Raw genomic sequence first — 24,617 nt, 5'->3', positions numbered from 1 at the left:
TCATTAGATGAATAAATTGATTATTTTTGTGCAACTTTTTAAAAAATAACCATTACATATGAGTACTACAGTTGTGAATACTGGAACAGAGGGTAAAACCTGGGGAGGGGCGAACGAGCCTCTTAAAGCAAGTTATGGTAAAATGATGATGTGGTTTTTCATCGTTTCAGATGCATTGACATTCTCTGGCTTTTTAGCTGCCTACGGATTTTCGAGATTTAAGTTTATTGATGCATGGCCAATAGCCGATGAGGTGTTTACACACGTACCGTTCTTGCATGGTCAAGAATTGCCAATGATTTATGTGGCGTTCATGACATTTGTCTTGATTATGTCGTCGGTTACTATGGTACTTGCGGTTGATGCTGGGCACCACTTAAATAAAGCTAAAGTGACGTTATATATGTTCTTAACTATTATAGGAGGACTTATTTTCGTGGGATCTCAAGCTTGGGAATGGGCAACTTTTATTAAAGGTGATTATGGTGCTGTTCAAACCAAAGGAGGTAATATTTTACAGTTTGTTGATACCGAAGGACATCGTGTAGCTCTTAGAGATTTTGTTACTGCAGGAGCTAAAGAGAGAACAGAGCATGAACGAAAGAGTGGTTTGTGGTTTGTGAGTGAAGGAACTTTGCCAACATATACGGTAGAAGAGGTTATAGCTGGATTGGAGTCGCATGATAATGTTTTGGTGAGAACACAAATTATTAATGAGCATGGTGAGAAAACAGTGCTTTCCAGAGGGGAGTCTCTAAAAGTTTTAAAAGATAATGGTAAAGCGGTTGTTGAAGGCGCTAACTTACATGTAAACGAGTACGGTTCGCCTTTATTTGCCGATTTCTTCTTTTTTATTACTGGTTTTCACGGTTTTCACGTGTTTTCTGGTGTTGTTATTAATATTATCATTTTCTTTAACGTGGTATTGGGAACATACGAAAGACGTAAAAGCTACGAAATGGTAGAAAAGGTTGGTTTGTACTGGCACTTTGTAGACTTAGTTTGGGTATTTGTATTTACGTTCTTCTACCTAGTTTAATTTTTTATAAAACAATTTAAAAATGGCACACGCACATAAGTTAGAAATATTAAGAGGTTTAATTAAATTTAAATCGAATACTCAAAAAATCTGGGGAGTTTTAATTTTACTTTCTATTGTTACAGCAGTTGAGGTTGGTTTAGGTATTGTAAAACCAGAATGGTCAATGATAAAGGTTTTGGGAATGAAACTTTTAAACTGGATTTTCATTATTTTAACCGTTGTAAAGGCATATTATATTACTTGGGACTTTATGCACATGCGAGACGAAACAAAAGGCTTAAGGAGAGCAGTTGTATGGACGTCTATATTTTTAATATTATATTTAATATTTATCCTATTGCAAGAAGGCGGTTATGTTTTTAATGTTTATGATGATGGGTTTATAAAAAGAGACTTTTAAATAACACGATAAAGTAGTGTTAAAAAGATATATTTAAGGTGGTTTTAATAACCACCTTTTTTATTTTTGCAACGTATAATTACTATTCTAAATACATTTGTTTTAATGAATTACAAAAAGGCAGGTCGGTATGTGGTTTTGGGAATTTTGTTTTTTCTTCCTGTTACCTTTTTATTGTTCTTATACCCGGCAACCCATAATTATACACCTTTGGATGTTGTCAATGAAACTGTCTACGATTTAGAGCCGTTTTCTTCTGATTCTGAAAATGATGTGATCCTAAAGGATCATATTACTGTGTTGGGTTTTTTTGGGGAAAAACCTATGGACAAGGTTATAGCGGCTTCAAATCTAAAAGAATTGGTTTATGATAAGTTTAAGGGGTTTAAACGTTTTCAAGTGGTCATTGTAATGCCAGATGGAACACAAGAAGCTGTTGGTAAACTAAAGCAAGAGATTGCTTCGTACGAAGACATAAGGTTTTGGCATTTTGTGTTTGGTAATCCGCAAGATATCAATAAGCTATTTAATGGCTTAAGAAGTCATGCACAACTTGATGCCAGAATGGGTACAGATCAAGTGTTTATAATAGATAAAGATCTAAATCAAAGAGGTAGGCTTGATGATAGAAACGATAATGAATTGGCGAAAGATAAACCTGTTTATGGGATGTATGCCTATAACTGCATTGAAGTAGCAGAAATTAAGAATAAGATGAGTGAAGATATGCGTATTTTATTTACAGAATATAGACAAAAACGAAAAGGAAATTTCGATTCTTCCACAAGAAGAGCAGATGATTTAAATAAAAGCAATGAAGAAAACTAGCTATTCATATATAGGGATTGCCTTTGTTATTTTGGTATTCGGGATCCTTTTTATCCCTAAGATTATAGATAGAATTACTAATAACGATGTTATAAGAAAAGAGAGTAGAAGTAATTTTAAAGATGATAAAAAAACAAAAGCGAATGATTTAGCATTTATCGAAATTAACGGAGAACGTAAAAAAGTACCTGCGTTTTCTTTTATAAATCAAGATGGAAAGCTTGTAAGTAATAAAGATTATGAAGGCAAAGTGTATGTAATTGAGTTTTTCTTTACAACATGTCCAACTATTTGCCCGAAGATGAATGCTAACCTTGTTCAAATTCAAAATGAGTTTAAAACGTTCAAAGATTTTGGTGTAGCATCCTTTACTATCAATCCAGATCACGATACGCAAGCTGTTCTTAAGGATTATGCAGAACAGTATAAGGTTACCAATCCAAATTGGCATTTAATGACAGGCGATAAAGATGCCATATACAAGTTGGCAAATGAAGGCTTCAATTTGTATGCCGCAGAAGAAGAGGATGCTGCTGGTGGATTTGAGCACTCTGGAAACTTTGCCTTGATTGATAAGAACGGATACCTGCGTTCTAGAAAAGATAATTTTGGTAACCCCATAATATATTACAGAGGAATCATTTCAGAAGAAGAACAGGTAGATGATGAAGGTGTAGAGGAGGAGATTAGCGCATTAAAAGAAGATATTAAAAAATTACTTGATGAATAACGTACAGAATGCTAAAGACGAAAAAAAGTATAACAAATGGATTGTTATATTATCAATACTTATCCCGGTAGTCGTTGCAATCTTGTTTGGGGTAAAAATTCCAAATGTAGAACCCTTAACATTTTTGCCGCCTATTTATGCATCTATAAATGCACTAACAGCAATTGTGTTGGTTGTAGCATTTATGGCTATTAAAAATAAAAAAGTTGTTTTGCATAAACGCTTAATGATCTTTGCTATCGTACTTTCTGTGTGTTTTCTTGTTATGTACGTTGCTTATCATATGACCAGTGATTCTACGAAATATGGAGGTGAAGGGCTTATTAAATATGTGTATTATTTTGTGTTGTTAACACACATATTGTTGTCAATTGCTGTTATTCCTTTTGTGTTAATTACCTATGTTAGGGCAATTACAAATAATATTGAAAAGCATAAAAAAATTGCAAAAATTACATTTCCGTTATGGTTATATGTTGCTATTACAGGGGTAGTTGTTTATATTATGATTTCGCCATATTATGTTTAAATTTAAAACGACCATAGTATTATTGTTGCTATTAATGTTAGCTGTGCCCACAGATGCACAATGCGCTATGTGTCGTGCTGTTTTAGAAAGTGAACAGGGACAAGCTACAGCAGAGGGAATCAATGATGGGATTGTGTACTTAATGGCTATTCCTTATATACTAATTGGGGGTATTGGATATTTAATTTATAGGAAATTCAATACGTTAAAAATGTAATAAAAAGTTTTCGGAACAATTTTTGTAACATTTCTTTGTTTTATCAGTCTAATCGTTAAGTCTTAGGACTTACATAAATCAATCAAAAAATGTTAGAAATTCATCAATTGCACAAATCGTATCCCATTGGCGATTCCAGTTTACATGTTTTAAAAGGTATAGATCTTACAGTCGAACCAGGAGAAATGGTAGCGATTATGGGGTCTTCCGGTTCTGGGAAATCAACTTTACTTAATATAATTGGGATGTTGGATGAAGCCGATTCTGGCGAATACATCCTGGACGGATTACCAATTAAAGACCTTACAGAGAAAAAAGCAGCAGTATACAGAAATAAGTTCTTGGGGTTTATTTTTCAGTCGTTTAATCTCATAAACTATAAAAATGCCCTTGAGAATGTTGCACTTCCCTTGTATTATCAAGGAATGAAGCGTAAAGAACGTCAAGAATTGGCCATGTTTCATCTTGAAAAAGTAGGTTTGGCCGATTGGGCGCAACACTTACCAAAAGAACTTTCAGGAGGGCAAAACCAACGTGTGGCCATAGCAAGAGCCTTGGCAGCTAACCCTAAGCTTTTATTGGCCGATGAGCCCACAGGTGCTTTAGATACCAAAACGTCTTATGAAATTATGGAGTTTATCCAACAATTAAATGACGAAGGAAAAACGATTTTAATGGTAACGCACGAAGAGGATATCGCAAATATGTGCAAACGTATTGTTAGATTGCGGGATGGCGTTATAATGGAAGATAAAAAAGTTGAGCAAGTAAGAGTCTCTGCATATGTTTGACCTTGATCTTTGGCGGGAGATTTTTCAAAGTATTAATAAGAATAGAACCAGAAGCTTATTATCGGGTTTTACAGTGGCATTCGCCATACTATTATTTGCTGTTCTGTTTGGTATTGCCAATGGTTTAAAAAACACTTTTAAGGAAAGGTTTGGCAACAGGACAACCAATGCCATATACCTGTATGCAGGGAAAACGTCTATGGCGTACCAAGGACTTCAAGCGGGTAGGCGTATTCAATTTAAAAATTCAGATACAGAGTATTTAAGCCAAACTTATAGCGATAAATTAGAATATGTGCTTCCTGTCGTCAGGAAAGGCGTAACAGGCTTTTTTGCTGGTAATAAGAATAATTACACATTATCGGGGGTTAATCCAGACAATCAGTTTTTTGAAAACACCAAAATTATATCGGGTAGGTATATCAATGCAATAGATTTACAAAACAAAAAAAAGGTTATTGTAATCGGAAAGCTTGTAAAGGACGATTTATTTTTAAACAAAGAAGCTTTAGGGAAATATATTACCCTAGGAGGTATCCAGTACAAGGTAGTTGGTGTATGTGAAAACGAAAACGATTATTTAAACAGGGCTATTTACACGCCAATTACAACAGTACAGCAAGTATACGGGAATACGAATTATGTAGACCAGATAAACTTGACATACGATCCCAAAATGAGTTATGATGAAGCGATAGCTTTAATTAATACCATTAGGAAAAAATTAAAAGAAAGATTTTTAATAGCCCCAAATGACCAAAGGGGGATTTATGTGTCCAGTCTTGCAGATGATTTTAAAGAAGTGGGCAAGATGAATTTAGTACTTAGTATCGTTATATTGATTATAGGTCTAGGAACTTTAATAGCAGGTGTCGTAGGTATTAGTAATATCATGATTTTTGTGGTAAAGGAACGTACCAAGGAAATAGGTATCCGCAAAGCATTAGGCGCTTCGCCAAGATCTATTGTTTCCATTATTTTAATAGAATCCATTCTTGTAACTACCATAGCTGGTTATATGGGGTTGTTAATAGGAATGGGAATTCTGGAATCTGCTAAATCGAGTCTTGAGGCATATTTTATAAAAGATCCGGCAGTCAGCACCAGTTTAGTGATAACGGCAACCATCACTTTAATAATTGCAGGTGCGATAGCGGGTTATTTCCCAGCAAGAAAAGCTTCAAGAATTAAACCCATAGTAGCCTTAAGAAATGATTAATTATGTTTAGATTTTTGTTCGATAGAGATACTTGGCAAGAGGTTTACGACAGTTTCAGTAAAAACAAACTACGGTCTATCCTAACTATGGTTGGAGTTTGGTGGGGTATTTTGTTGTTAATAGCCCTTTTAGGTTCGGCTAAAGGTATGGAAAATTCATTCAACAGATTTTTTTCCGATTTTGCAACCAATAGTATATTTATTCGAGGATCCTATACAAGTAAGCCCTTTAAAGGATTTCAAGAAGGCAGGCAGATAAAGTTAAAGCTATCCGATACGAAAAAAATAAGTGATAATGTCGAAGGAATTGAGTTTGTTGTTCCCAGAAATGAAAACCAAGCACAAGTAACCAGAAATTTTTTAACGAGTCGTTTCTCTATTAATGGAGATTATCCGCTTTTAAATGAGGTTCAAAAAGTAAATCTTATTAGTGGCCGGTTTATTAATCATAATGATATTGAACATAAAAAAAAGATTGCCATTATATCCGATCGGGTTAATGCAGAGCTCTTTAGAGATAATGAAGATGCGATAGGAAAAATGATTTTAGTAGGTGATATTAATTTTCAAGTAGTCGGTATTTTTAAAAAAGACAACATGGGAGGGCCTCAAACAGATATTCATATTCCTTTTACGACATTTCAACAGATATACAATAAAGGTGAAAATTTTGCTTGGATGATGGTTACGGCAAAGCAGGATTATGATATCGTTCAAGTAGAAGCCGATGTTAAATTAATGCTTAAAAACTTACATCAAGTCCACCCAGACGATCCTCGTGCTTTTAATAGTTTTAATTTAGGAGAAAAAGTAAACAAAGCAACAGAGTTCCTGATCGGGATGCAATTTTTAACTTGGTTTGTTGGTATTGCCACCCTTATAGCAGGTGTATTTGCCATAGGCAATATATTATTGATTACGGTTAAGGAACGTACCAAGGAAATAGGAGTGCGACGTGCTTTAGGGGCTACACCGTTCGAAATAAAACGGCAGATTGTGTTAGAAGCTGTCTTTTTAACTTTGGTAGCTGGTTTGGTAGGTATTATTAGTGGCGGATGGATTTTAATAACGCTCGATCATTTTTTTGGACAAGGAACAGAAGCTGTAATCGTTAATGCTTCCGTTTCCATAGCTATAGTGTTTGTAGCTTTGATAATATTAGTTGTTTTAGGAACATTAATCGGACTTATACCAGCCTTTAAGGCAACCAGCGTTAAACCCATACAAGCATTAAGAGAAGAATAAATAAATCAAGATATGAAGAAAACAATAAAAATTATTTTACTAATCGTAGCAGCTGGTTTGCTGCTGTATGTATTAAAATACTTTAAAGATTCCAATGCTAAGGAAGTTGTAGATTTTAAAGTAGCCGAGCCCTATTACACGTCTATAAAAACCAAAATAGCGGCAACGGGAACTTTAAATCCCGAAGAAGAAATTGAATTAAAACCACAGATTTCTGGTATAGTAGACAAGATTTTGGTTGAAGAAGGAGATGTAGTGAAAAAAGGGGAACTAATAGCTAAAATTAGAGTAGTGCCTAAGGAGCAAAGCTTAGTAAGTGCAAAAAACAGGATAGCATCTTCCCAATTATCTTTTAACAATGCCAAAACATTGTACAATAGAAATAAGGTTTTATTTGAAAAAGGCGTGATTTCCCAGCAAGATTTTGAGGCTAGCGAACTGTCTTTTAACCAAGCAAAACAGTCTCTATTACAAGCACAAAATGATTATCAAATTATAAAAAAAGGATCTTTGTCCAATAGAGGATCGGTTAATACAAATATTGTTGCTCAAATTTCGGGAACTATATTGGAGATTCCGGTTCGGGAGGGCGATCAAGTAATAGAAAGTAATACGTTTAATTCAGGAACAACCATAGCAACCATTGCAGATATGCGCGCTATGATTTTTGAAGGTAAAGTTGACGAAACAGAGGTAGGTAAGTTGGTAGAAGGCAGTGATATTAAAGTTGTTTTAGGAGCCCTTGATGAAAAAGAGTTTCCTGCAAAATTATCGTTTATAGCACCAAAGGGGAAAACTGAAAACGGTGTTGTGCAATTTACTATTAAGGCAGATGTAGAAGTAGGTACTTACGAGAATATAAAAGCGGGATACAGTGCCAATGCCGAAATGGAAATGCAAAGTAAAGATAGTCTCTTCTGTATTAAAGAGGCCTTGCTCCAATTCGATAGAAGAACCAATAAGCCTTTTGTTGAGGTGCAGACCGGGGACAATATATATGAAAAAAGGAACGTTAAAACCGGGCTTTCAGATGGAATAAATATTGAAATTTTAGAAGGGGTAACCAAAGAAGATAAAATAAAAGTGTGGAATAAGACTTCTAAAGAAGATGGAGAAGCACAAGATAGAAGCAAAAACTAATAAATTAGACTAAATACAATGGTGCAATTAAAAAAGGAAATCTTAATAGTTTTTTGCTTAATAAGTATAACTGTGTTCTCTCAGGAAAGAAAGTGGTCATTACAAGATTGCGTTACCCATGCTTTAAATAACAATATAACCGTAAAGCGTACGGAAAATCAGTTGCTAATAGACGAGCAAGATGTTGTAGCGGCAAAAGGACGGTTTTTGCCATCATTAAGTGCTAGTGCTTCGCATGGAATAAGTTTAGGGCAAACCGAATTGTTTACTGGTAGTTTTGTTAACAGAACTAGTCATTCTACAAGTTTTGGTGTTGGTTCTTCCGCAACTGTTTTTAATGGTTTACGAATAAAAAACTCATATGAATTATCTAAACTCAATTTAGAAACCACAAATATCGAGTTAAGTAAAATAAAGGATGATATATCCTTAAATGTTGTTGATGCCTATTTAAGGGTTTTGTTTAACAAAGAAAATTTAGAAATAGCCCAAGTACAATATGAATTTAGTCTTAAACAATTGGATCAGGTCAAAGGGCTTGTAGATGCTGGAGTACAACCGCGGGCTAATATTTATGATGCCGAAGCCACCTTAAGTCGGGACTCCCAAAATGTCACGGTAGCAGAAAACAATTATAATTTGGCATTATTGTCCCTATCACAATTATTGCAAGTACCATTTGAAGGATTTAACGTTGAAACAATTGCTGTTGATACACCGTCTGAAGCCCTTTTGTATAAAACCGTAACCCCCGTGTTAAACCATGCATTGGGTAATAGGCAGGAAATAACCTTGGCAGAGCGAAATATTGAAAAAGCATCCTTAAATACTGAGATTTCAAAAAGTGGTTATTACCCTTCCGTAAGTTTAAGCTATGGGTTTGGGACAAGTGCTTTTTATTCTAATTTAACCGATAACGAACCTGAATTTTTAAGTCAGTTGAATGATAACAAAGGACATCGTTTTTCTTTAAGTTTAAATATCCCTGTTTTTTCAAAATTTCAAAATAAAACAGCGGTAGCTAAAGCTAAGATTCAGGAAAAGAACCGACAGTTAGATTTAGAACAGGCTAAATTAACTGTAGAGTCCAATATCCAACGGGCTTTTACCGATGCCCAGGCAGCATTTAAGACCTTTGAGGCAGCAAAAAAATCGTTGGTTTCACAAGAATTGGCTTTTAATAACTCAAAAGAACGATATAATATAGGAAGTATGACTGCTTATGAATTAGAGCAAGCGAGAGTCGCTTTAATAAATGCGCAGTCCTCCCTAATTAATGCGAAGTACGATTTTGTGTTTAAAACTAAAGTACTGGATTTTTATATGGGAAAAACCCTTACTCCTCGTTAGTATTTGTAGTCTAGATCAATTATTTATAAGTGACAAAAGAATAAGCGTGTAAATATGCGAACAAAATGATAGTTTTGCAGTTACTAATAATAAGTCGAAATGAGTCCGGTAATACTTAGCATAGAAACAGCAACAACAAATTGTTCGGTATCTTTGTCCAAAGGAGGAAAGACCTTGGTTTTAAAAGAAGATTACGATACTAGTTATTCGCATGCAGAACGATTGCATGTTTATATAGATACTGTGTTAAAAGAAGCTGAGGTCTCACTAGATACTATTGATGCTATTGCCATAAGCAAGGGACCTGGTTCTTATACAGGGCTGCGTATTGGGGTGTCGGCAGCAAAGGGTTTGTGTTTTGCATTGAACAAGCCCTTAATCTCTATAGCTACGTTAGAAGCATTGGCGCATCAGGTGAAGAGCGATAGCGGTGTTATTGTTCCTATGTTGGATGCAAGGCGTATGGAAGTGTATTCGGCTGTTTTTGATGCTAACTACAATCAAATCAGGGCTACCGAAGCCCAGGTATTAGATGAAACTGCTTTTAGCAGTTATTTAGAAAAAGGGAAGGTTTATTTTATTGGTAATGGCGTAGAGAAAACAAAAGCTTTGATATCACATCCCAATGCTGTATTTGTTGAAAACAAATTGCCGTCGGCGAATGAAATGGGGCTATTGGCTTTTAATAAGTATAAAATAAGCGACACCGAAGATGTCGCTTACTTTGAACCTTATTATTTAAAAGATTTTGTGGCAATAAAGCCTAATAAAAATTAGCCTTGTTTTTGTATCTCAACTTGATGTGGATAAGGGATTTCTATTCCAGCAGCATCAAGTGCTTCTTTTGTGTTCTCTGTAATTCCAAAATAAACAGCCCAATAATCTTCGGTATTACACCAAGGTCTTACAGCAAAGTTGATTGAACTATCGGCTAATTCCAATACATTTACAGTGGGCTCGGGAGTTTGTAATACTTTTGGGTGGTCTTTTAGGACTTGCATCAATACGTCTTTTGTCTTTTTTATATCGGAGTCGTAACCAACACCAAAAACCAAATCAACACGACGTGTGCCCTCGGTAGTATAATTGATAATGTTTCCATTAGATAAAGAACCATTTGGAATAATGATCTCTCTATTGGAAAGCCCAGTTAGCTTAGTAGTGAAAATTTCAATTTCTTTAACGACACCCGTTTCTCCTTGAGCTTCGATGAGGTCACCAATTTTAAAAGGTTTAAAGATCATAATCAAAACACCGCCTGCAAAATTTCCTAAAGACCCTTGTAAAGCCATTCCAACAGCTAAACCTGCAGCAGCTAAAATGGCAGCAAAAGATGTGGTAGGTACACCCAATGTACCCAAGAGGGTAATGATAAGTAGGATCTTTAGACCCCAGCTTATAAGATTAAGCAAGAACTTTTGAAGGCTTTCATCGTAGTTGCTTTTATACATTACTTTTTTGGTGGCTTTAAGGATTTTTTTTATGACCCATGAACCAATAATCCATATGGCAATGGCTCCTATAACCTTTAACCCATATTCGGTTGCAAATTCAATTACGATGGTTGTCCATTCTTTTATTTCTGTGACTTTCATAGTTTATTTGATTATATATTGTTTAAAAATAAGAACTGTGGTTATATATGAATTCTATTTACAGGTAAAAAAATAGTTAAATTTCTTTTGATCCATTATTAAGTACGACCCAAAAATATTGGATATAGTCACTTAAAAATGAATTTCAAACGGTCTTTTATATTTGAAAAAAACGTTTATTCCTTTAAAAACTTTAAAGCGCGATCGACTTCCTGTACAGGGATTTTACAAGCCTTATTTACACAAACATAAATTAAGGTTGCTTGCGGATTGTATCGGTTTGCTAACAACGGTAAGTTGTTGTCCTTAAGGCTTCCAGCTATTAATTTATTGGGAACATAATTGCTATTAAGCTCAGCGATTTTTTGTTTTGCATCTTCACCTACAATGGCAACTTCATAATAAGGAGCTGCATAGTTTAGCATTAAATCAAACCAATTAGAGTATCCCGAAGGGTATTCTTGCATTTCGGGTTTAACATTGTTGAGCATGGTCATGGCTGTTTTGCTAAAATGGGCATTGTCGAAATAATGTGCTAACTTAAATAGGTTTTCGGCCATGATCGAATTACTTGCCGGAATAACATTATCGCGGTATTCTATACTTCTTGAAACTAAGGAAGCATCACTGTTCGAGGTAAAAAAGAACATTTTGCTATTATCGTCATAAAAATGATCAAAAGCATAGTTGGCCAAGTCCCTTGCAGTGGTTAACCAAGTTTCATCTAAAGTGTTTTCGTAAAGGGCGATAAAGGCATCAATTGTTGTGGCATAGTCTTCAAGATAGCCATTAATTGTGCTCTTGCCATCTTTATAGCTATGGTTTAGGCCGCCATCTTCACGTAATTGGTTATTGACTATAAAATTTGCACTTTGTTCTGCAGCTTGTAAATAATCGGTTGTTTTAAAAACGCGGTAGGCATCTATATACCCCTTGAGCATAATGGCATTCCATGAAGTCAATGTTTTGTCGTCCAATCTAGGACGATCCCTTTTATTACGTTCTTTAGAAAGAATGGCTTTCCATGTATTAATTTTTTCTCTTAAAGATTCAATTGTAACATTGTGTTTTTTTGCAAAGGAAGCATTGTCTTCTTTTCTAATGAGCACATAATTTTCGTGTTCCCAAAGACCATATGGATTAATATTGTAATAATCTGAGAACATATCAAAATCGTCCTTGAGAAGCATTTTTAGTTCTTCTTTTTGCCAAACATAAAAGGCACCTTCTTCCAATTCTCCTTCAGCATTATGACTGTCGGCATCCAATGATGAGTAGAATGCTCCATTTTTGGTGGTCATCTCTTCTTTTACATAGTCTAAAGTTTGAGCCACAATATCTTTATAGAGCTCATTTTTAGTAATAAGGTAAGCATCGGCATATAAGCTTACCAACTGACCGTTGTCGTACAGCATTTTTTCAAAATGGGGTACATGCCAAATACGATCCACAGAATATCTTGAAAACCCACCGCCAACATGATCGAAAACACCACCATAAGCCATTTTGGTGAGCGTGATATTTACATAGTCTAGCAAAGCCTTATCGTTGTTTTGAAAGGCATAGCGTAAAAGAAAATGGTAATTATTAGGCATCATAAACTTAGGAGCTCTATTCAAACCACCATCATTATGGTCGAATTGTTTACTCCAATTGTCTATGGCATCGGCAATAAATTGTGTTTCAAAAACAGGTTCGTCGGTATTCAGGGTTACCATATCCAACGCTTTAATGCCTTGTTCTAGTTTGTCTGCGTATTCTAGGAGTTTTTCAGGTTTTTCTGAGTAGAGTTTAGAAATTTGATTCAGGGCGTCCATCCATTGTTCCTTTTTAAAATAGGTGCCTCCCCAAACAGGTCTGCCATCGGGTAAAGCAACAACGTTCATGGGCCAGCCTCCACTCCCCGTCATAAGTTGTACGGCGTTCATATACACCTGGTCTACATCTGGTCGTTCCTCTCTATCAACTTTAATGTTTACAAAATTCTTATTCATTACCTGCGCCACGAGGCTATCCTCAAAACTTTCATGCTCCATAACATGACACCAATGACAAGCTGCATAGCCAACACTTATTAGTATGAGTTTGTTTTCTTCTTTGGCTTTGTTTAAGGTGTTTTCGTTCCACGGGTGCCAGTCTACGGGATTATGGGCGTGTTGCAATAAATAAGGACTGGTTTCATTTATTAAAGCATTGGTGTATTTATATTTCATTTCTTTAGACGTTTGACTTTTGCAGTTGAAAAGTGCGATTAAAAAAAATAATAAAATAAAGGACTGTCTTTGCATGTTTTTGGTGTTTATAAAATGAAATATAAATTGCTGAAAGATTTAGCCGTTAATAGCCTCTACCATAGTTACTTTCCCTGGGAGCATTTCTTTTAGCATATTTTCAATACCACTTTTTAATGTGTATGTTGAAGAGGGGCAACCGCTACAAGCTCCTTGCAGTAAAACACTAACATTTTTGCTTTCTGCGTCGTAGGAAATAAATTGAATATTCCCACCGTCACTAGCTACTGCAGGTTTTACATATTCTTCAAGAATGTTTATGATTTCTTTGGAGGTATCGTCTAAATTTTCAAATTGGTTGTCCAGTTGCGTGGGCGTTTGTTCTAATGTTTCAGCAGCATTTGGTAAAACAACCTCTTTACCATTTTCAATGTAACTTCTTATAAATTCGCGAAGTTCTATGGTAATGTCTTGCCATTCAGCGATATCGTACTTAGTGATCGATACATAATTTTCATCGATAAAAATGCTTTTTACAAATGGAAAATGAAACAGTTCTGTTGCAAGAGGAGAGAGTTTGGCTTCATCGATAGAAGTGAATTCAAATAACGAGGTAACGATCCTTTTGTTGGCAACAAATTTCATGACGGCAGGATTAGGGGTGCTTTCAGCATACACGGTTACTGGTACCTTCTTTGCCGTATTAGCAGAGGCTTCAATTACAACACCTCCATCGTTTAAATAAGCTTCAATTTGCTCGGCCATTTCATCTTTAACATCTGTCCATTCTACTATATTATAGCGTTCAACAGCAATAAAGTTGCTTGAAATATATACCTTCTTTACAAAGGGTAAGTAAAATAACTGTTGCGCCAAAGGGGATGGCTTTGCTTCATCTATATTATTGAATTCAAAACTTTCATGCTTTGTTATGAATTGATTTAACTCAAATTTTATTATGGCATTGTTAGATGTTTCCTGTATAGAAACCTTAAAAGTATTCATTTTTAATTTTTTTGTAAAAATACTAAAAGAAAACTATAGATATCCATATATTTGAGTTTTGTTGTACTTAACTATAGCATTAAATAAGCATAAGTTTTTTGAAAAAATAGCAAGTTTAAATTTATGTAAATCAGTAATTTATGTTTAAAGGGTAAAGTCCTGAACCAAACTATATGAAACTAAAACCTCTTTTTGTATTAACAATCCTTTTATTGTTTTGCCATAAAGCAAAATCGCAGGAAGGCCTTCCGGTTTACACCGATTATCTTACAGACAATTATTATTTGATTCACCCGTCTATGGCTGGCGTAGCAAACTGTTCTAAAGTTAGGTTAACTGCTAGGCAACAGTGGTTTGGTCACGAAGATGCGCCCAAGCTTTTAACTTTAAGTATTAATGGACGGGTAGGAGATTCGCAGTCGGCATTGGGAGGAATTTTATATTCCGATAAAAACGGTTATCACTCACAAACAGGAGCCTATGCTACTTATGCACATCATTTAATGTTTTCAAGGAGTGAATTGGATCTTAACATGCTGTCATTTGGTTTGAGTGTTGGGTTTATACAATATAAGTTGGATGAAACAACGTTTCTTGCAGATGGTTTTGATCCTCGGGTTTCTGGGATTGTATTAAGTGAAACCAATTTAAATATTGATTTTGGATTTTCCTACCATTATTTAGATTTTTACGCACATGCTACGATTAAGAATTTGCTTAATAATTCTGGGATTAATAACGATATTGAAATTACCAGTAATTTAAGGCGTTATTTGGTGTCGGCCGGATATGTATTTAGTAAATATGGAAGCGAATGGAGTTATGAGCCTTCACTGATGTTTCAATACAAGGATGGCACTAAAGAGGCTTCCATCGATATTAATGCAAAAGTATATAAAACCATGGATTTTGGTAAAATATGGGGAGGGCTGTCTTACCGAAGAAGTTTTGATGGTGCTGAGTACTTGAACGGCTCTGGGGTAAGCAGTCAAAAACTACAATTGTTTTCTCCTATTTTGGGCGTTAATATAGATCAGTTTATGTTTGCGTATAACTATACATACCAATCTAATTCAATTGTATTTAGTAATGGTGGCTTTCACCAACTTACTTTAGGTTACAATTTTGATTGTAAGCGAGAACGTTTTGAATGTAATTGTCCTGCGGTAAACTAACAGTTATGCCAGTTATTAAAGAGGTAAACGGGAAAAGTCCACAAATACCAGAAGATTGTTATGTGGCCGAAAACGCTACTATTGTCGGTGAAGTTAGTATGGGGAGTCAATGCAGTGTTTGGTTTAATGCCGTAATTAGAGGCGATGTTCATTTTATAAAAATGGGTAATAAGGTAAATGTTCAAGATGGAGCGGTTATCCATGCTACTTACCAAAAGTCGCCCACTACCATTGGAAATAATGTTTCCATAGGTCATAATGCTATTGTGCATGGCTGTACGGTTCATGATAATGTTTTAATTGGTATGGGCAGTATCGTTATGGACGATTGTGTTATTGAGAGTAATAGTATTATTGCTGCGGGCGCTGTAGTAACCCAAAACACCAAGGTAGAGGCAGGTAGTATTTATGCAGGTGTGCCTGCAAAAAAAGTTAAAGATGTTAGTGAGGCATTAATTTCTGGTGAAATTGATCGTATTGCTAATAATTATATTAAATATTCTAGCTGGTTTAAAGAAGGCTAAAATTACTCCAAGGCCTATTATCTTCGTTTAAAAGTTTAAGTATTCTGCGGAATAGGTTGTGCTTAAAAGGGAACTTATTATTGCTGGATCGCCGTTCGTGTAAAAAAGGTTTTCAGAAAGATTTATTTCCGTATTTAATAAATTGTTTTGCTCTAAAACCGCTTTGGTTTGCCTGGCAACTGCTTTGCCCGAATCGATGATTTTAACATGTTTAGGGAGCATTTCCTTAAGAATTGGTATTATGTAAGGGTAATGGGTGCATCCAAGTACGAGATGGTCTATATTGGCTTCTATCATAGGTTGTAAGTAGATGTTTAGAAGGAGCCTCATTTCATTTGAATGCAATGCTCCTTTTTCTACAAGTTCTACAAGGCCTTCGCCAACGCGTTCAACTACCTTGATGTTTGATGTGAATAATTCAGACGTTTTATAAAAAAGTTCACTGCTTAAAGTGCCCTTTGTTGCCAATATGCCTATGGCATTTGTTTTAGTTTGTAAAGCAGCAGGTTTAATAGCGGGTTCAATACCTATAAAAGGGACTTTATAGGTTGCCCTTAATTCTTTTATGGCATTGGTAGTGGCTGTGTTGCAGGCTACTACAATTAGTTTACAACCATTTTTAAGCAGTAGTTCGGTGTTTTTGATACTTAATTGAATAATGGCATCTTTGCCTTTGGGTCCATAGGGGGCATTGGCACTGTCGGCTAAATAAATGGTGTTTTCGTTAGGTAAGAGTTTATGAATCTCTTGCCATATAGAGGTGCCTCCTACACCCGAATCGAAAATGCCAATAGGTTGTCTGTTCATGTAGTAGCAAAAATAAAAAAGCTACTTGATTAAGTAGCTTTTTTAATTGAGATTTTAAAGGGGTATATTAAATACCTAATTCTTTTTTAACATCGTCTAACAAATTTTTACCGTCGGCTAAAATTGTTACACCCAAAGAAGAATCTAGAACGTAATCGAAACCTTGTGCTCTTGCAACTTTTAAGATAGCTTGGCGGGCTTTTTCTGTGATAGGTTTTAACAATTCCTCTTGTTTACTCTGCATATCTTGTTGAGCATCCATTCTGTATTTTTGAATACGTTGCTCTTTTTCTTGTAATTCAAGAGCTCTCTTTTGGTTTTCTTCTTCTGTTTTTGTGGCTTGTTCTGCTTCGTATTGTTTAGCCGTGTTTTGGAATTCGGTAATGGAAGCTTGAATATCTGTTTGGTACGTTTTTCCTAAAGTTTCTATTTGCGTTTGGGCAGCTTTCATCTCCGGCATTGCCTGAATTAATTCCTGAGTATTTATATGAGCAACTTTACTCTGAGCTTGTGTAAAGCTTACGGTTCCAATACATAATGCAGTTGCTAATAAAAGTGTTTTTAATTGTTTCATTTTTAAAATAGTATTAATGTGTTATAAATTATTAATTATTGTTTATACTGTCTTTTGCTTTTTGTCTGTCTTCTAAAATTTTCTTTCTTTTTTCTTCTAACTCTTTTTTTCGAGCTTCTCGTTCCTTTAATTTTTGTTGTCTGCGTTCTTCTAAGAGTTGTTCTCTGGTTTTTGTTTCTCCCACTTCTTCTGTTTTTGCATCTTCAGCGGCTTTGGTTTCGGTTTGTTTATCTGTTGCTTCCGTTTCCAATTGGTTTCTGGCATCTAATTTTGCTTGTCTTGCTTTTTCACGCTCATCCAATATTTTCTGGCGTCTTTCTTCTGCTTCTTTTTTCTTGGCCTCACGTGCGGCTAAAATTTCTTGTCGACGTTTTTCAATGGCACTTTCCCTCTCTTCTTGTTTATCTTTTAACGCTTTTTCACGAGCTTCCAGCTCTTCGTTTATTTCAGGAACCAATTCCTCTTCTTCTGCGGCTTTACGTTCCGCTTTAGACTGCACTTGTTTACGTTTGGAAGCTCTTGTGATACTTCTTAAAATTTGTTCACTTAAATCAAATTGTTTTGCAGAATACAGCATAACAACATCCGCCGATTTGTCAAAAATGAAATCATATTTCCTACTTGCAGCAATATCTTGAACGGCCGCAAAAATTTGATCTTGTATGGGTTGCATTAACTGCTTTTTTTGAAGCATTAAATCACCATTGGGCCCAAATCGCTTTTGTTGGTAGTCCAGAATTTCTTTTTCTTCAAAATAAATGTCTTCCTCGCGTTCTTCGATAAGCTCTTTAGTTAAAAGCGCCTTTTCATTACTAAGGGCTTTTCGTTTTTGCTCGACTTCAGCTAATTTGGTCTCAATTTCGTTTTTCCATTTTTGGGCTTTATCGTTGAGTTGTCCGGTTGCTTCTTGGTATTCGGAAACGTTTTCAAGAATGTATTCGGTATCTATGTAACCTATCCTAACGCCTCTTTGAGCATGCAAAGAATAGCTTGAAATAAAAAGGGTTATCAGTAAAAAAAGAACGTTATGTTTCATGTGGTTGTACGCATTTGGCTGTTTGGTCACATGTAACTCACATATATTATTTCGTTGGATTTGAAATTTTTTTAATGCACGTTTCATCTGTTAGATATTTTTATTATTTATTGGTTTATAAATTCTAAAAACGACAGATGATTTATTAGCTAGGTACTGTCACTTTTTGAATTACTCATTTCAAAATTAACGTTTTTTAATCTTAAAAATTTTAATTCTTCTTTCAAATCATCAAACAAATATTAGAAAATATCATGCCAAATTAAATTTTTCTAGTTTTCCAATTGGCAAAACAGACCGTAGTAATCATAAAATATTCTCTAAAATTCCATGTTTTGTTGTTATACTTTTTCCTTTTAAATTGTTAAACATAGGGCGGCACATTAAAATTGTTGTCCAATTATAAAGTGGGTTTCCCAACCATTCTTTTGAGTTTCTCCTGGTAGAGCATCGAAACCATGTCCGAAGTCGATACCCAACAAGCCAAAAGCAGGCATGAAAATGCGAATACCCAATCCAGCAGAACGTTTAAGGCTAAAGGGGTTGTAATCCCTAAAGCTATTATACGATGCACCGCCTTCAATAAAGGTTAATGCATATATTTTAGCAGAAGCCTTTAGGGTAATTGGATAACGTAATTCCAATGAAAATTTATTATAGATAGTCCCTCCATCTCTATCAGACAGTGATTGGTTAGGGTACCCACGTAAAGCAATGGCTTCCCTGCCATCTAAACTGTAAGTTCCTAGTCCATCACCTCCTAGAAAGAAGCGTTCAAAAGGTATAATTCCCCTGTCGTTATTATAGGCTCCAAGGAAACCAAATTCTACGCTAGGTTTTAATACCAGGTCTTTTACAATTTGAGCGTACCAATCGCCTTTAAAGTTTATTTTGTAGAACTCTAACCATTTATAACGTTCCTGGTCAATTCTTGGAAGATCTTCTTGAGCCTGATTGTAGGCGCTGGTTTGTTCTGGTGTAGGGTTAGAAAGAGAACCGAAGTTTTGAATAATATCAAAGGCTTCATCCCGATCTTGTTTAAGTGTGGTATAATCTACACCATTAAATAAAGAATAAGGCACTGTTAACTTAGCTGTAACACCAAAATTGGATCCGCCAGTTGGATAAATAGGATCTATTTGGGTATTGTTTCTACTTAAGCCCACCGTATAGGATAAGTTGTTAGAGTAACCATCTCCAAAGGTAAACAGACCAGTGTTGTAATTGTTAAGGTCGTAGCGTTGGTAGCTAATGGCTTGCGATAATGTGAAATAATCATCAGGTACTGTCAATCGTTTTGCTAAACCAAAGGTAATCCCCGTAATATTAAAGCTTCTGCTTTTATCGGCGTTACGGGTTACGTAGTCATATAAGAATTGCTTGGTGTGTGATATGGATGTCGAAAACTGGACAGGTCGTTTACCGCCTAACCAGGGTTCAGAAAAAGAGAAACTATAAGTTTGGTAAAAACGACTGGCTTGTAAACGTAGCGCCAATTTTTGGCCATCTCCCATAGGGATAGGTTTGTAAGCGTCCTTTTTAAAGATATCCTTAATAGCAAAGTTGTTAAAGGATAATCCTAATGTTCCTATAAAACCACCACCACCATAGCCACCTTGTAGCTCTATTTGGCTAGATCCTGTTTCTTTAACAGCATATTCCATATCTATGGTGCCTTCTACTGGATTTGGGTTGTTAAAGTTAGGTGATATTTCCTGAGCATCGAAAAAGCCCAACTGTCCCAGTTCCCTAACAGTACGAACAACATTGGCCTTACTGTATAACTGCCCCGGTCTGGTACGTATTTCCCGGTATATAACGTGATCGTTTGTTTTGTCGTTGCCAACAACCGATACGCTGTTAAAGTAGGCTGGTTTTCCTTCGGTTATACGTATTTCCATATCGATAACATTATCGTTGGCACTAACTTCTACTGGGTTTATTTGTGAAAATAGGTAACCGTTATTTTGGTATTGGTTTGTAATATCAAAGGCATCCGGTTTGCTAGGATCTGCGATACGCTTTTCCAGTAAAACACCATTGTAGATGTCTCCCTTTTTGATACGCAATAATCTATTTAATTGCTCATCTGTATATACGGTGTTTCCAATAAAGTTAATGTCTCCAAAGGTGTATAGATTACCTTCTTCTAAATCAATTTTAAGGGAAATAGTTTTATTGTCGTTTACTATTAAACTGTCAGATACAATGCGTGCATCCCGATACCCATTTTCTTTATATTTTTCAATAACTTTCGATAAATCTGCCTGATAGGCTGAATCTATAAATTTAGAACGTTTTAGTAAGCGCAGGCGGTTTATTTTTTTGGTGCTTTTCATGCTTTTTCTAAGCTTTTTGTCACTTAAAACCGAATTGCCTTCAAATGTAATGTCTTTTATTTTTACCTTTTCACCCTTATCAATATTAAGTACCATATTGACTCTGGAAGTTTCTATAGAGTCTTTAACGTCTATAGTGTTGATGTGTACTTTGGTGTTTAAAAAGCCTTGTTTTTTGTATTTGGTTTCAAGGAAGTTTTTTGTAGTGGTCCTTAGGTTTTCAGTTACTTTAACGCCTTTCTTTAGCTTATTTTCTTCAATAATACTTTCTTTTTTACTGTTTTTTACACCATTAATTTTTAGTTCATTAAGCTGGGGTAAATCGGAAAGTTTAATTTCCAAGGAGGCGACATTGCCTTCAATTTTAGCAATATAAATTTCTATGTCACCAAACAGTTTTGAATCCCAAAGCTTTTTTATGGCTTTGCTTATGTCCTTGCCGGGAATCATGATTTCTTTCCCTTTTCTTAAACCAGAGTAGCTAATAATGGTTTGCTCACCAAACTTGGTGTTTCCCGAAACGGAAATGTCTCCTAAAATGTATTTTTTTCCACTGGAAAAAGCTTGTTCTTGTGCTTGAAGATGAAAGCAGCTTATAAATAGTAGTAAGGTAATACTGTACTTTAAATATGTTGTCAAAGGTAAAATTTTAGCTAAGTTGTTCACTTGTTTTCCCAAATCGTCGTTCTCTTTTTTGATATTCAATAATAGCTTCATGTAAATGTTGCTTTTTAAAATCAGGCCAAAGTATACTGGTAAAGTACAATTCGGCATAAGCAATTTGCCAAAGTAGAAAGTTGCTTATACGTTGTTCCCCACTGGTTCTTATAAGCAAGTCTACATCTGGTAAATTGTGCGTATAAAGATGCTCATTTATAATTGATTCATCAATATTTCCCGGCGAAATTATATTATTTTTAACTTTAATGCTAATTTCTTTAACAGTGTTTAGCAATTCTTCTCTAGAACCATAACTTAAAGCCAGTGTTAAAGTCATTCTATTATGGTGTTTAGTAGTATCTATTACATCTTCCAGTTCACTTAGCACTTTTTTGGGAAGTGTGGTTAAATTGCCTATAGCACAAAGTTTTATGTCGTTTTCCTTAAGCGTTTTGATTTCTTTTTTTAATGAAGCAACTAATAGTTTCATTAAGGTTTGTACCTCTAATTTCGGACGGTTCCAGTTTTCGGTAGAAAAAGCGTAAAGGGTTAAATTTTCAATGCCAAGTTCGGCGCATGCTTCAACAGCTTGTCTCACGGCTTTGGTGCCGTTTTCATGACCAAAAGCACGTAACATGCCTCTTTGTTTGGCCCAACGCCCATTGCCATCCATTATAATGGCGACATGTTTAGGTAGTTTGTCAAGTGCTATTTCTTGTTTTAAATTCATTTAATTGGGGCAATAACAAGGGTTTATTCCAAAAGTATACGTTAGGGTAAGACCTGAGAATACATACCAATCATAATTGTTTATGTTACCAAACCGTAAGTGTTTAAGATCTGGATCCTTTGGTGTGCTACCATCAATTTCGTCTGTAAAGGTAAAGCGTGCACCTATTTCAGCACTCAAATTAAGGTGTCCGATAAATGTTGTTTTAAAACCCAAAGCCATTGGAATACCCAAAGCCCAGCTAGAGCCTCCGCCATCTACCTTAACACCATTGGCAAAATAGAAATTATCGTGATGGGCTGCGCTAATTCCTGAATATAAATAGGGTGTTGCTATTTTTTTGCCAGTATGCAAATCGTAATCAAAAAAAGTAAACTCCATACCAGCAGATAGTTCTATAACGGGATTGGTAAATTCGTAACCGCGTTGTATGCGTCGTGGATCATCAGAGTCTATATCTTCAGCTTTTAAATCGGTAAAGATCAATGAGAAACGGTAAGAGTGCCTCGGACTTCTATTCCATTTATAAACACCGCCAAAAGCTAATTGGTTTGGTGATATATAATTGGTGGCACCTACATCGCCTATAAAATTGCTGCCTCCTAAATACACACCTATTTCGTGAATTTGTGAGTGGCTTAAATGTACGCTTAAAATGCTTAATATTAATACGGTAAAATGCCTCATAAATATTCAAAAGTTTGCAAATATAATAAATAAGATTAGCCTATTACAATTTGTAGTGAATTGTATGAGTTTAAAACAGTATTTCTATTAATTTATTGTTTAGTTGCGTTTGTCCTCGCCCCAAAGCAACTTTTTGCGTAGTGTTACCAAGAAACTTTCGTTTAAAAGATCTATCATCTTAATTTTAAACGGTGCCTTTTTTATTTTTATAACAGTTCCGTTATCTAAAGTAGCAATTCTGGAGTCCAATGATACTAGGTGTTGCTCTTCTCGTCCGTCAACTTTCAGTTGGATTTCGGTTGAATCAGGAATGACTAGTGGTCTGGCGCTTAAATTGTGTGGTGCTATAGGGGTTAATACCAAGCTGTTGGCTCCTGGTGTTATTACGGGGCCGCCACAGCTAAGAGAATACCCGGTAGACCCTGTTGGGGTCGATACAATTAATCCGTCGCTCCAGTACGATGTAAGGTATTCGCCATCTAAATGGGTCTCTACCGTAATCATGGAGGTAGTGTTTTTTCTGCTAACGGCTACTTCGTTAAGGGCGAAGTTTAGTGACTTGAGATTGTCATTTTCTGGAATGGTTTCAACTGCAAGTAAACTGCGTTCCGATATTCTATAGTTGCCATCTATAATATCTTGGATGGCGTTTTCTATTTCGTTTACCTGAATGGTTGCCAAAAAACCTAAACGTCCAGTATTGATACCAATAATCGGGATATTTATGTCTTTAACAAAAGTAGAGGCTCTTAAAATAGTGCCGTCGCCTCCTACGCTAATGAATAAATCAAACGAATCATCCAAGGTGTCGAATGTTTTAAATGATTCAAAATCTTTAATTATTGTGGAGTTGTTTTTTATAAGATTATAGAATTCAGTTTCAATGTAGGCGTCAATACTTTTTTTTAGTAAATAATTAAAGAGTGTCAATACCGAAGCACTGGTTGTTTTATTGTAAAATCGACCAAAAACAGCAACCTTCATAGATTATATGTTTAAATATTTTTTTAGATAGTCGGATCGTTCTTTTAAGATTTCATTATAGCTGTCGTCTTCATGACCGGAAACGATATTGTAGCTATAGCGTCTAAAAGTCTGTATAATTTCATTAAGGTTAACATTTGCTATTTTCAGGGTGATTTGTGCGATATCGTTTTTTATTTTTGAAATAAAAGCACCTAGAAGCCTACCATTATTCGATTCTACTATTTGGCTTATTTCACTAAAGGAATAATCGTTAATGCCCTTTTCTACGACCAAAATACCACCAGCTTCAGAAAAAAACGGGGATTCTGCAAATAGACTTATAATGTCGTTTAATTCATAATAGCCCAGATATTTATTGTCGCTATCTAAAACGGGCATAATGTTGGTGCCCTTTTGGGCAAATACCTCCAATACATCCAGCCAAAGGGTTGTATCCCGAACATAAAAGTCTTCGAGAGCGTATTTATAATCATTTAACAGCTTGTCGCCTTCAAAACAATGAGCATCTGTTTCAAAAAAACAGCCTAGAAACACATGGTTGTCGTCTTCAACAGGAATATGGGAATAAGTAAGTTGGTTAAACAACTGTTGTAGTTCACTTATATTGCTATTAACGTTTAGCGGTTTTATATCATTTATTATATATTGCGAAAGCTTCATTGTTAAATTTGTATTATTCGGATAGAGGCTAAGAAACTTCAAAATGAATTTAATCAGTCTCTAATACACATTTACTTCTTTTTGTGTTAACTTTTTCATATTGTGAATGCCATTGCT

25 protein-coding genes are annotated in these 24,617 nt (G+C 35.3%); 14 read left to right on the top strand and 11 right to left on the bottom strand.

Going from position 1 to position 24,617, the window contains the following annotated elements:
* Positions 1 to 58: 58 nt before the first annotated feature.
* From ABD792_RS02560 to tsaB, 12 genes are all read left to right on the top strand, one after another.
* A complete protein-coding gene (locus ABD792_RS02560) occupies positions 59 to 1,039 on the top strand; it encodes a cytochrome c oxidase subunit 3 (protein WP_345004197.1) in 981 nt (326 codons plus the stop codon).
* Positions 1,040 to 1,061: 22 nt separating this feature from the next.
* Positions 1,062 to 1,442 (top strand): cytochrome C oxidase subunit IV family protein, encoded by a 381-nt coding sequence (locus tag ABD792_RS02555; protein WP_345004196.1) that lies wholly within the window; start codon positions 1,062 to 1,064, stop codon positions 1,440 to 1,442.
* Between the two features lie 105 nt (positions 1,443 to 1,547).
* Positions 1,548 to 2,270 carry a hypothetical protein gene (locus ABD792_RS02550; RefSeq protein WP_345004195.1) on the top strand — a complete coding sequence of 241 codons (723 nt, stop codon included), beginning with the start codon at positions 1,548 to 1,550 and terminating at the stop codon, positions 2,268 to 2,270.
* The gene (locus ABD792_RS02545; RefSeq protein ID WP_345004194.1) at positions 2,257 to 3,000 is read left to right on the top strand and encodes an SCO family protein; all 744 of its coding nucleotides are present in this window, start codon (positions 2,257 to 2,259) and stop codon (positions 2,998 to 3,000) included. Before ABD792_RS02550 ends, ABD792_RS02545 begins: the two co-directional genes overlap by 14 nt.
* The gene (locus ABD792_RS02540; RefSeq protein ID WP_345004193.1) at positions 2,993 to 3,529 is read left to right on the top strand and encodes a DUF420 domain-containing protein; all 537 of its coding nucleotides are present in this window, start codon (positions 2,993 to 2,995) and stop codon (positions 3,527 to 3,529) included. The genes ABD792_RS02545 and ABD792_RS02540 overlap by 8 nt, the downstream gene beginning before the upstream one ends.
* On the top strand, positions 3,522 to 3,746 hold the full coding sequence (locus ABD792_RS02535; protein WP_345004191.1) for a hypothetical protein: 225 nt from the start codon (positions 3,522 to 3,524) through the stop codon (positions 3,744 to 3,746). The genes ABD792_RS02540 and ABD792_RS02535 overlap by 8 nt, the downstream gene beginning before the upstream one ends.
* Positions 3,747 to 3,835: 89 nt before the next feature.
* Complete coding sequence (locus tag ABD792_RS02530; RefSeq protein ID WP_345004190.1) at positions 3,836 to 4,537, top strand: ABC transporter ATP-binding protein; 702 nt, start codon at positions 3,836 to 3,838, stop codon at positions 4,535 to 4,537.
* Positions 4,530 to 5,756, top strand: coding sequence for an ABC transporter permease (locus tag ABD792_RS02525; protein WP_345004188.1), 1,227 nt, complete (start codon positions 4,530 to 4,532; stop codon positions 5,754 to 5,756). The genes ABD792_RS02530 and ABD792_RS02525 overlap by 8 nt, the downstream gene beginning before the upstream one ends.
* 2 nt (positions 5,757 to 5,758) lie before the next feature.
* Positions 5,759 to 7,000 carry an ABC transporter permease gene (locus tag ABD792_RS02520; RefSeq protein WP_345004187.1) on the top strand — a complete coding sequence of 414 codons (1,242 nt, stop codon included), beginning with the start codon at positions 5,759 to 5,761 and terminating at the stop codon, positions 6,998 to 7,000.
* A 12-nt stretch (positions 7,001 to 7,012) separates the two neighbouring features.
* The gene (locus tag ABD792_RS02515) at positions 7,013 to 8,140 is read left to right on the top strand and encodes an efflux RND transporter periplasmic adaptor subunit (RefSeq protein WP_345004186.1); all 1,128 of its coding nucleotides are present in this window, start codon (positions 7,013 to 7,015) and stop codon (positions 8,138 to 8,140) included.
* Between the two features lie 72 nt (positions 8,141 to 8,212).
* Positions 8,213 to 9,490, top strand: a complete 1,278-nt coding sequence (locus ABD792_RS02510; protein WP_345004185.1) for a TolC family protein — start codon at positions 8,213 to 8,215, stop codon at positions 9,488 to 9,490.
* A gap of 99 nt (positions 9,491 to 9,589) precedes the next feature.
* The gene (gene tsaB, locus ABD792_RS02505; RefSeq protein ID WP_345004184.1) at positions 9,590 to 10,267 is read left to right on the top strand and encodes a tRNA (adenosine(37)-N6)-threonylcarbamoyltransferase complex dimerization subunit type 1 TsaB; all 678 of its coding nucleotides are present in this window, start codon (positions 9,590 to 9,592) and stop codon (positions 10,265 to 10,267) included.
* On the opposite strand, the gene ABD792_RS02500 is transcribed toward tsaB, so the two are convergent.
* From ABD792_RS02500 to ABD792_RS02490, 3 genes are all read right to left on the bottom strand, one after another.
* Positions 10,264 to 11,085: a mechanosensitive ion channel family protein gene (locus tag ABD792_RS02500; RefSeq protein ID WP_345004182.1), complete on the bottom strand. Its 822-nt coding sequence runs from the start codon at positions 11,083 to 11,085 to the stop codon at positions 10,264 to 10,266. The genes tsaB and ABD792_RS02500 overlap by 4 nt on opposite strands.
* 176 nt (positions 11,086 to 11,261) lie before the next feature.
* Positions 11,262 to 13,298 carry a thioredoxin domain-containing protein gene (locus tag ABD792_RS02495; RefSeq protein WP_345004181.1) on the bottom strand — a complete coding sequence of 679 codons (2,037 nt, stop codon included), beginning with the start codon at positions 13,296 to 13,298 and terminating at the stop codon, positions 11,262 to 11,264.
* A gap of 117 nt (positions 13,299 to 13,415) precedes the next feature.
* Positions 13,416 to 14,321, bottom strand: coding sequence for a NifU family protein (locus ABD792_RS02490; protein ID WP_345004180.1), 906 nt, complete (start codon positions 14,319 to 14,321; stop codon positions 13,416 to 13,418).
* A gap of 173 nt (positions 14,322 to 14,494) precedes the next feature.
* Here ABD792_RS02490 and ABD792_RS02485 point away from each other — a divergent pair, with 173 nt between their 5' ends.
* The gene (locus ABD792_RS02485) at positions 14,495 to 15,496 is read left to right on the top strand and encodes a PorP/SprF family type IX secretion system membrane protein (RefSeq protein WP_345004179.1); all 1,002 of its coding nucleotides are present in this window, start codon (positions 14,495 to 14,497) and stop codon (positions 15,494 to 15,496) included.
* 5 nt (positions 15,497 to 15,501) lie between these two features.
* Positions 15,502 to 16,020: a gamma carbonic anhydrase family protein gene (locus ABD792_RS02480; RefSeq protein ID WP_345004178.1), complete on the top strand. Its 519-nt coding sequence runs from the start codon at positions 15,502 to 15,504 to the stop codon at positions 16,018 to 16,020.
* A gap of 27 nt (positions 16,021 to 16,047) precedes the next feature.
* On the opposite strand, the gene murI is transcribed toward ABD792_RS02480, so the two are convergent.
* From murI to ABD792_RS02440, 8 genes are all read right to left on the bottom strand, one after another.
* Positions 16,048 to 16,827, bottom strand: a complete 780-nt coding sequence (murI, locus tag ABD792_RS02475; RefSeq protein ID WP_345004177.1) for a glutamate racemase — start codon at positions 16,825 to 16,827, stop codon at positions 16,048 to 16,050.
* 67 nt (positions 16,828 to 16,894) lie between these two features.
* A complete protein-coding gene (locus tag ABD792_RS02470) occupies positions 16,895 to 17,401 on the bottom strand; it encodes an OmpH/Skp family outer membrane protein (protein WP_345004176.1) in 507 nt (168 codons plus the stop codon).
* Positions 17,402 to 17,432: 31 nt separating this feature from the next.
* Positions 17,433 to 18,524, bottom strand: coding sequence for an OmpH family outer membrane protein (locus ABD792_RS02465; RefSeq protein WP_345004175.1), 1,092 nt, complete (start codon positions 18,522 to 18,524; stop codon positions 17,433 to 17,435).
* Between the two features lie 296 nt (positions 18,525 to 18,820).
* Complete coding sequence (locus ABD792_RS02460) at positions 18,821 to 21,493, bottom strand: BamA/OMP85 family outer membrane protein (RefSeq protein WP_345004174.1); 2,673 nt, start codon at positions 21,491 to 21,493, stop codon at positions 18,821 to 18,823.
* Positions 21,426 to 22,166 (bottom strand): undecaprenyl pyrophosphate synthase, encoded by a 741-nt coding sequence (gene uppS, locus ABD792_RS02455; protein ID WP_345004173.1) that lies wholly within the window; start codon positions 22,164 to 22,166, stop codon positions 21,426 to 21,428. The genes ABD792_RS02460 and uppS overlap by 68 nt, the downstream gene beginning before the upstream one ends.
* Positions 22,167 to 22,853, bottom strand: coding sequence for a type IX secretion system protein PorG (porG, locus tag ABD792_RS02450; protein WP_345004172.1), 687 nt, complete (start codon positions 22,851 to 22,853; stop codon positions 22,167 to 22,169).
* Between the two features lie 99 nt (positions 22,854 to 22,952).
* On the bottom strand, positions 22,953 to 23,837 hold the full coding sequence (locus ABD792_RS02445; RefSeq protein ID WP_345004171.1) for an NAD kinase: 885 nt from the start codon (positions 23,835 to 23,837) through the stop codon (positions 22,953 to 22,955).
* Between the two features lie 3 nt (positions 23,838 to 23,840).
* Complete coding sequence (locus ABD792_RS02440) at positions 23,841 to 24,500, bottom strand: CBS domain-containing protein (protein ID WP_345004170.1); 660 nt, start codon at positions 24,498 to 24,500, stop codon at positions 23,841 to 23,843.
* Positions 24,501 to 24,617: the final 117 nt, after the last annotated feature.

This window comes from Snuella lapsa (assembly GCF_039539345.1).
Lineage (GTDB): Bacteria > Bacteroidota > Bacteroidia > Flavobacteriales > Flavobacteriaceae > Snuella > Snuella lapsa.
The sequence above is the reverse complement of the archived record's forward strand: the minus strand, read 5'-3'. Positions and strand labels throughout refer to the sequence as shown.

Excerpts from the sequence above, each read along its gene's own strand:
- ABD792_RS02460 (WP_345004174.1), bottom strand. The coding sequence starts at position 21,493 with ATGAAGCTATTATTGAATATCAAAAAAGAGAACGACGATTTGGGAAAA.
- murI (WP_345004177.1), bottom strand. The coding sequence starts at position 16,827 with ATGAACAGACAACCTATTGGCATTTTCGATTCGGGTGTAGGAGGCACC.
- ABD792_RS02465 (WP_345004175.1), bottom strand. The coding sequence starts at position 18,524 with ATGAAACGTGCATTAAAAAAATTTCAAATCCAACGAAATAATATATGT.
- ABD792_RS02560 (WP_345004197.1), top strand. The coding sequence starts at position 59 with ATGAGTACTACAGTTGTGAATACTGGAACAGAGGGTAAAACCTGGGGA.
- ABD792_RS02470 (WP_345004176.1), bottom strand. The coding sequence starts at position 17,401 with ATGAAACAATTAAAAACACTTTTATTAGCAACTGCATTATGTATTGGA.
- ABD792_RS02440 (WP_345004170.1), bottom strand. The coding sequence starts at position 24,500 with ATGAAGCTTTCGCAATATATAATAAATGATATAAAACCGCTAAACGTT.
- ABD792_RS02550 (WP_345004195.1), top strand. The coding sequence starts at position 1,548 with ATGAATTACAAAAAGGCAGGTCGGTATGTGGTTTTGGGAATTTTGTTT.
- ABD792_RS02540 (WP_345004193.1), top strand. The coding sequence starts at position 2,993 with ATGAATAACGTACAGAATGCTAAAGACGAAAAAAAGTATAACAAATGG.
- ABD792_RS02535 (WP_345004191.1), top strand. The coding sequence starts at position 3,522 with ATGTTTAAATTTAAAACGACCATAGTATTATTGTTGCTATTAATGTTA.
- ABD792_RS02495 (WP_345004181.1), bottom strand. The coding sequence starts at position 13,298 with ATGAAATATAAATACACCAATGCTTTAATAAATGAAACCAGTCCTTAT.
- ABD792_RS02555 (WP_345004196.1), top strand. The coding sequence starts at position 1,062 with ATGGCACACGCACATAAGTTAGAAATATTAAGAGGTTTAATTAAATTT.
- porG (WP_345004172.1), bottom strand. The coding sequence starts at position 22,853 with ATGAGGCATTTTACCGTATTAATATTAAGCATTTTAAGCGTACATTTA.
- ABD792_RS02480 (WP_345004178.1), top strand. The coding sequence starts at position 15,502 with ATGCCAGTTATTAAAGAGGTAAACGGGAAAAGTCCACAAATACCAGAA.
- ABD792_RS02530 (WP_345004190.1), top strand. The coding sequence starts at position 3,836 with ATGTTAGAAATTCATCAATTGCACAAATCGTATCCCATTGGCGATTCC.
- ABD792_RS02545 (WP_345004194.1), top strand. The coding sequence starts at position 2,257 with ATGAAGAAAACTAGCTATTCATATATAGGGATTGCCTTTGTTATTTTG.
- ABD792_RS02515 (WP_345004186.1), top strand. The coding sequence starts at position 7,013 with ATGAAGAAAACAATAAAAATTATTTTACTAATCGTAGCAGCTGGTTTG.
- ABD792_RS02500 (WP_345004182.1), bottom strand. The coding sequence starts at position 11,085 with ATGAAAGTCACAGAAATAAAAGAATGGACAACCATCGTAATTGAATTT.
- ABD792_RS02490 (WP_345004180.1), bottom strand. The coding sequence starts at position 14,321 with ATGAATACTTTTAAGGTTTCTATACAGGAAACATCTAACAATGCCATA.
- tsaB (WP_345004184.1), top strand. The coding sequence starts at position 9,590 with ATGAGTCCGGTAATACTTAGCATAGAAACAGCAACAACAAATTGTTCG.
- ABD792_RS02445 (WP_345004171.1), bottom strand. The coding sequence starts at position 23,837 with ATGAAGGTTGCTGTTTTTGGTCGATTTTACAATAAAACAACCAGTGCT.
- ABD792_RS02520 (WP_345004187.1), top strand. The coding sequence starts at position 5,759 with ATGTTTAGATTTTTGTTCGATAGAGATACTTGGCAAGAGGTTTACGAC.
- ABD792_RS02525 (WP_345004188.1), top strand. The coding sequence starts at position 4,530 with ATGTTTGACCTTGATCTTTGGCGGGAGATTTTTCAAAGTATTAATAAG.
- ABD792_RS02485 (WP_345004179.1), top strand. The coding sequence starts at position 14,495 with ATGAAACTAAAACCTCTTTTTGTATTAACAATCCTTTTATTGTTTTGC.
- uppS (WP_345004173.1), bottom strand. The coding sequence starts at position 22,166 with ATGAATTTAAAACAAGAAATAGCACTTGACAAACTACCTAAACATGTC.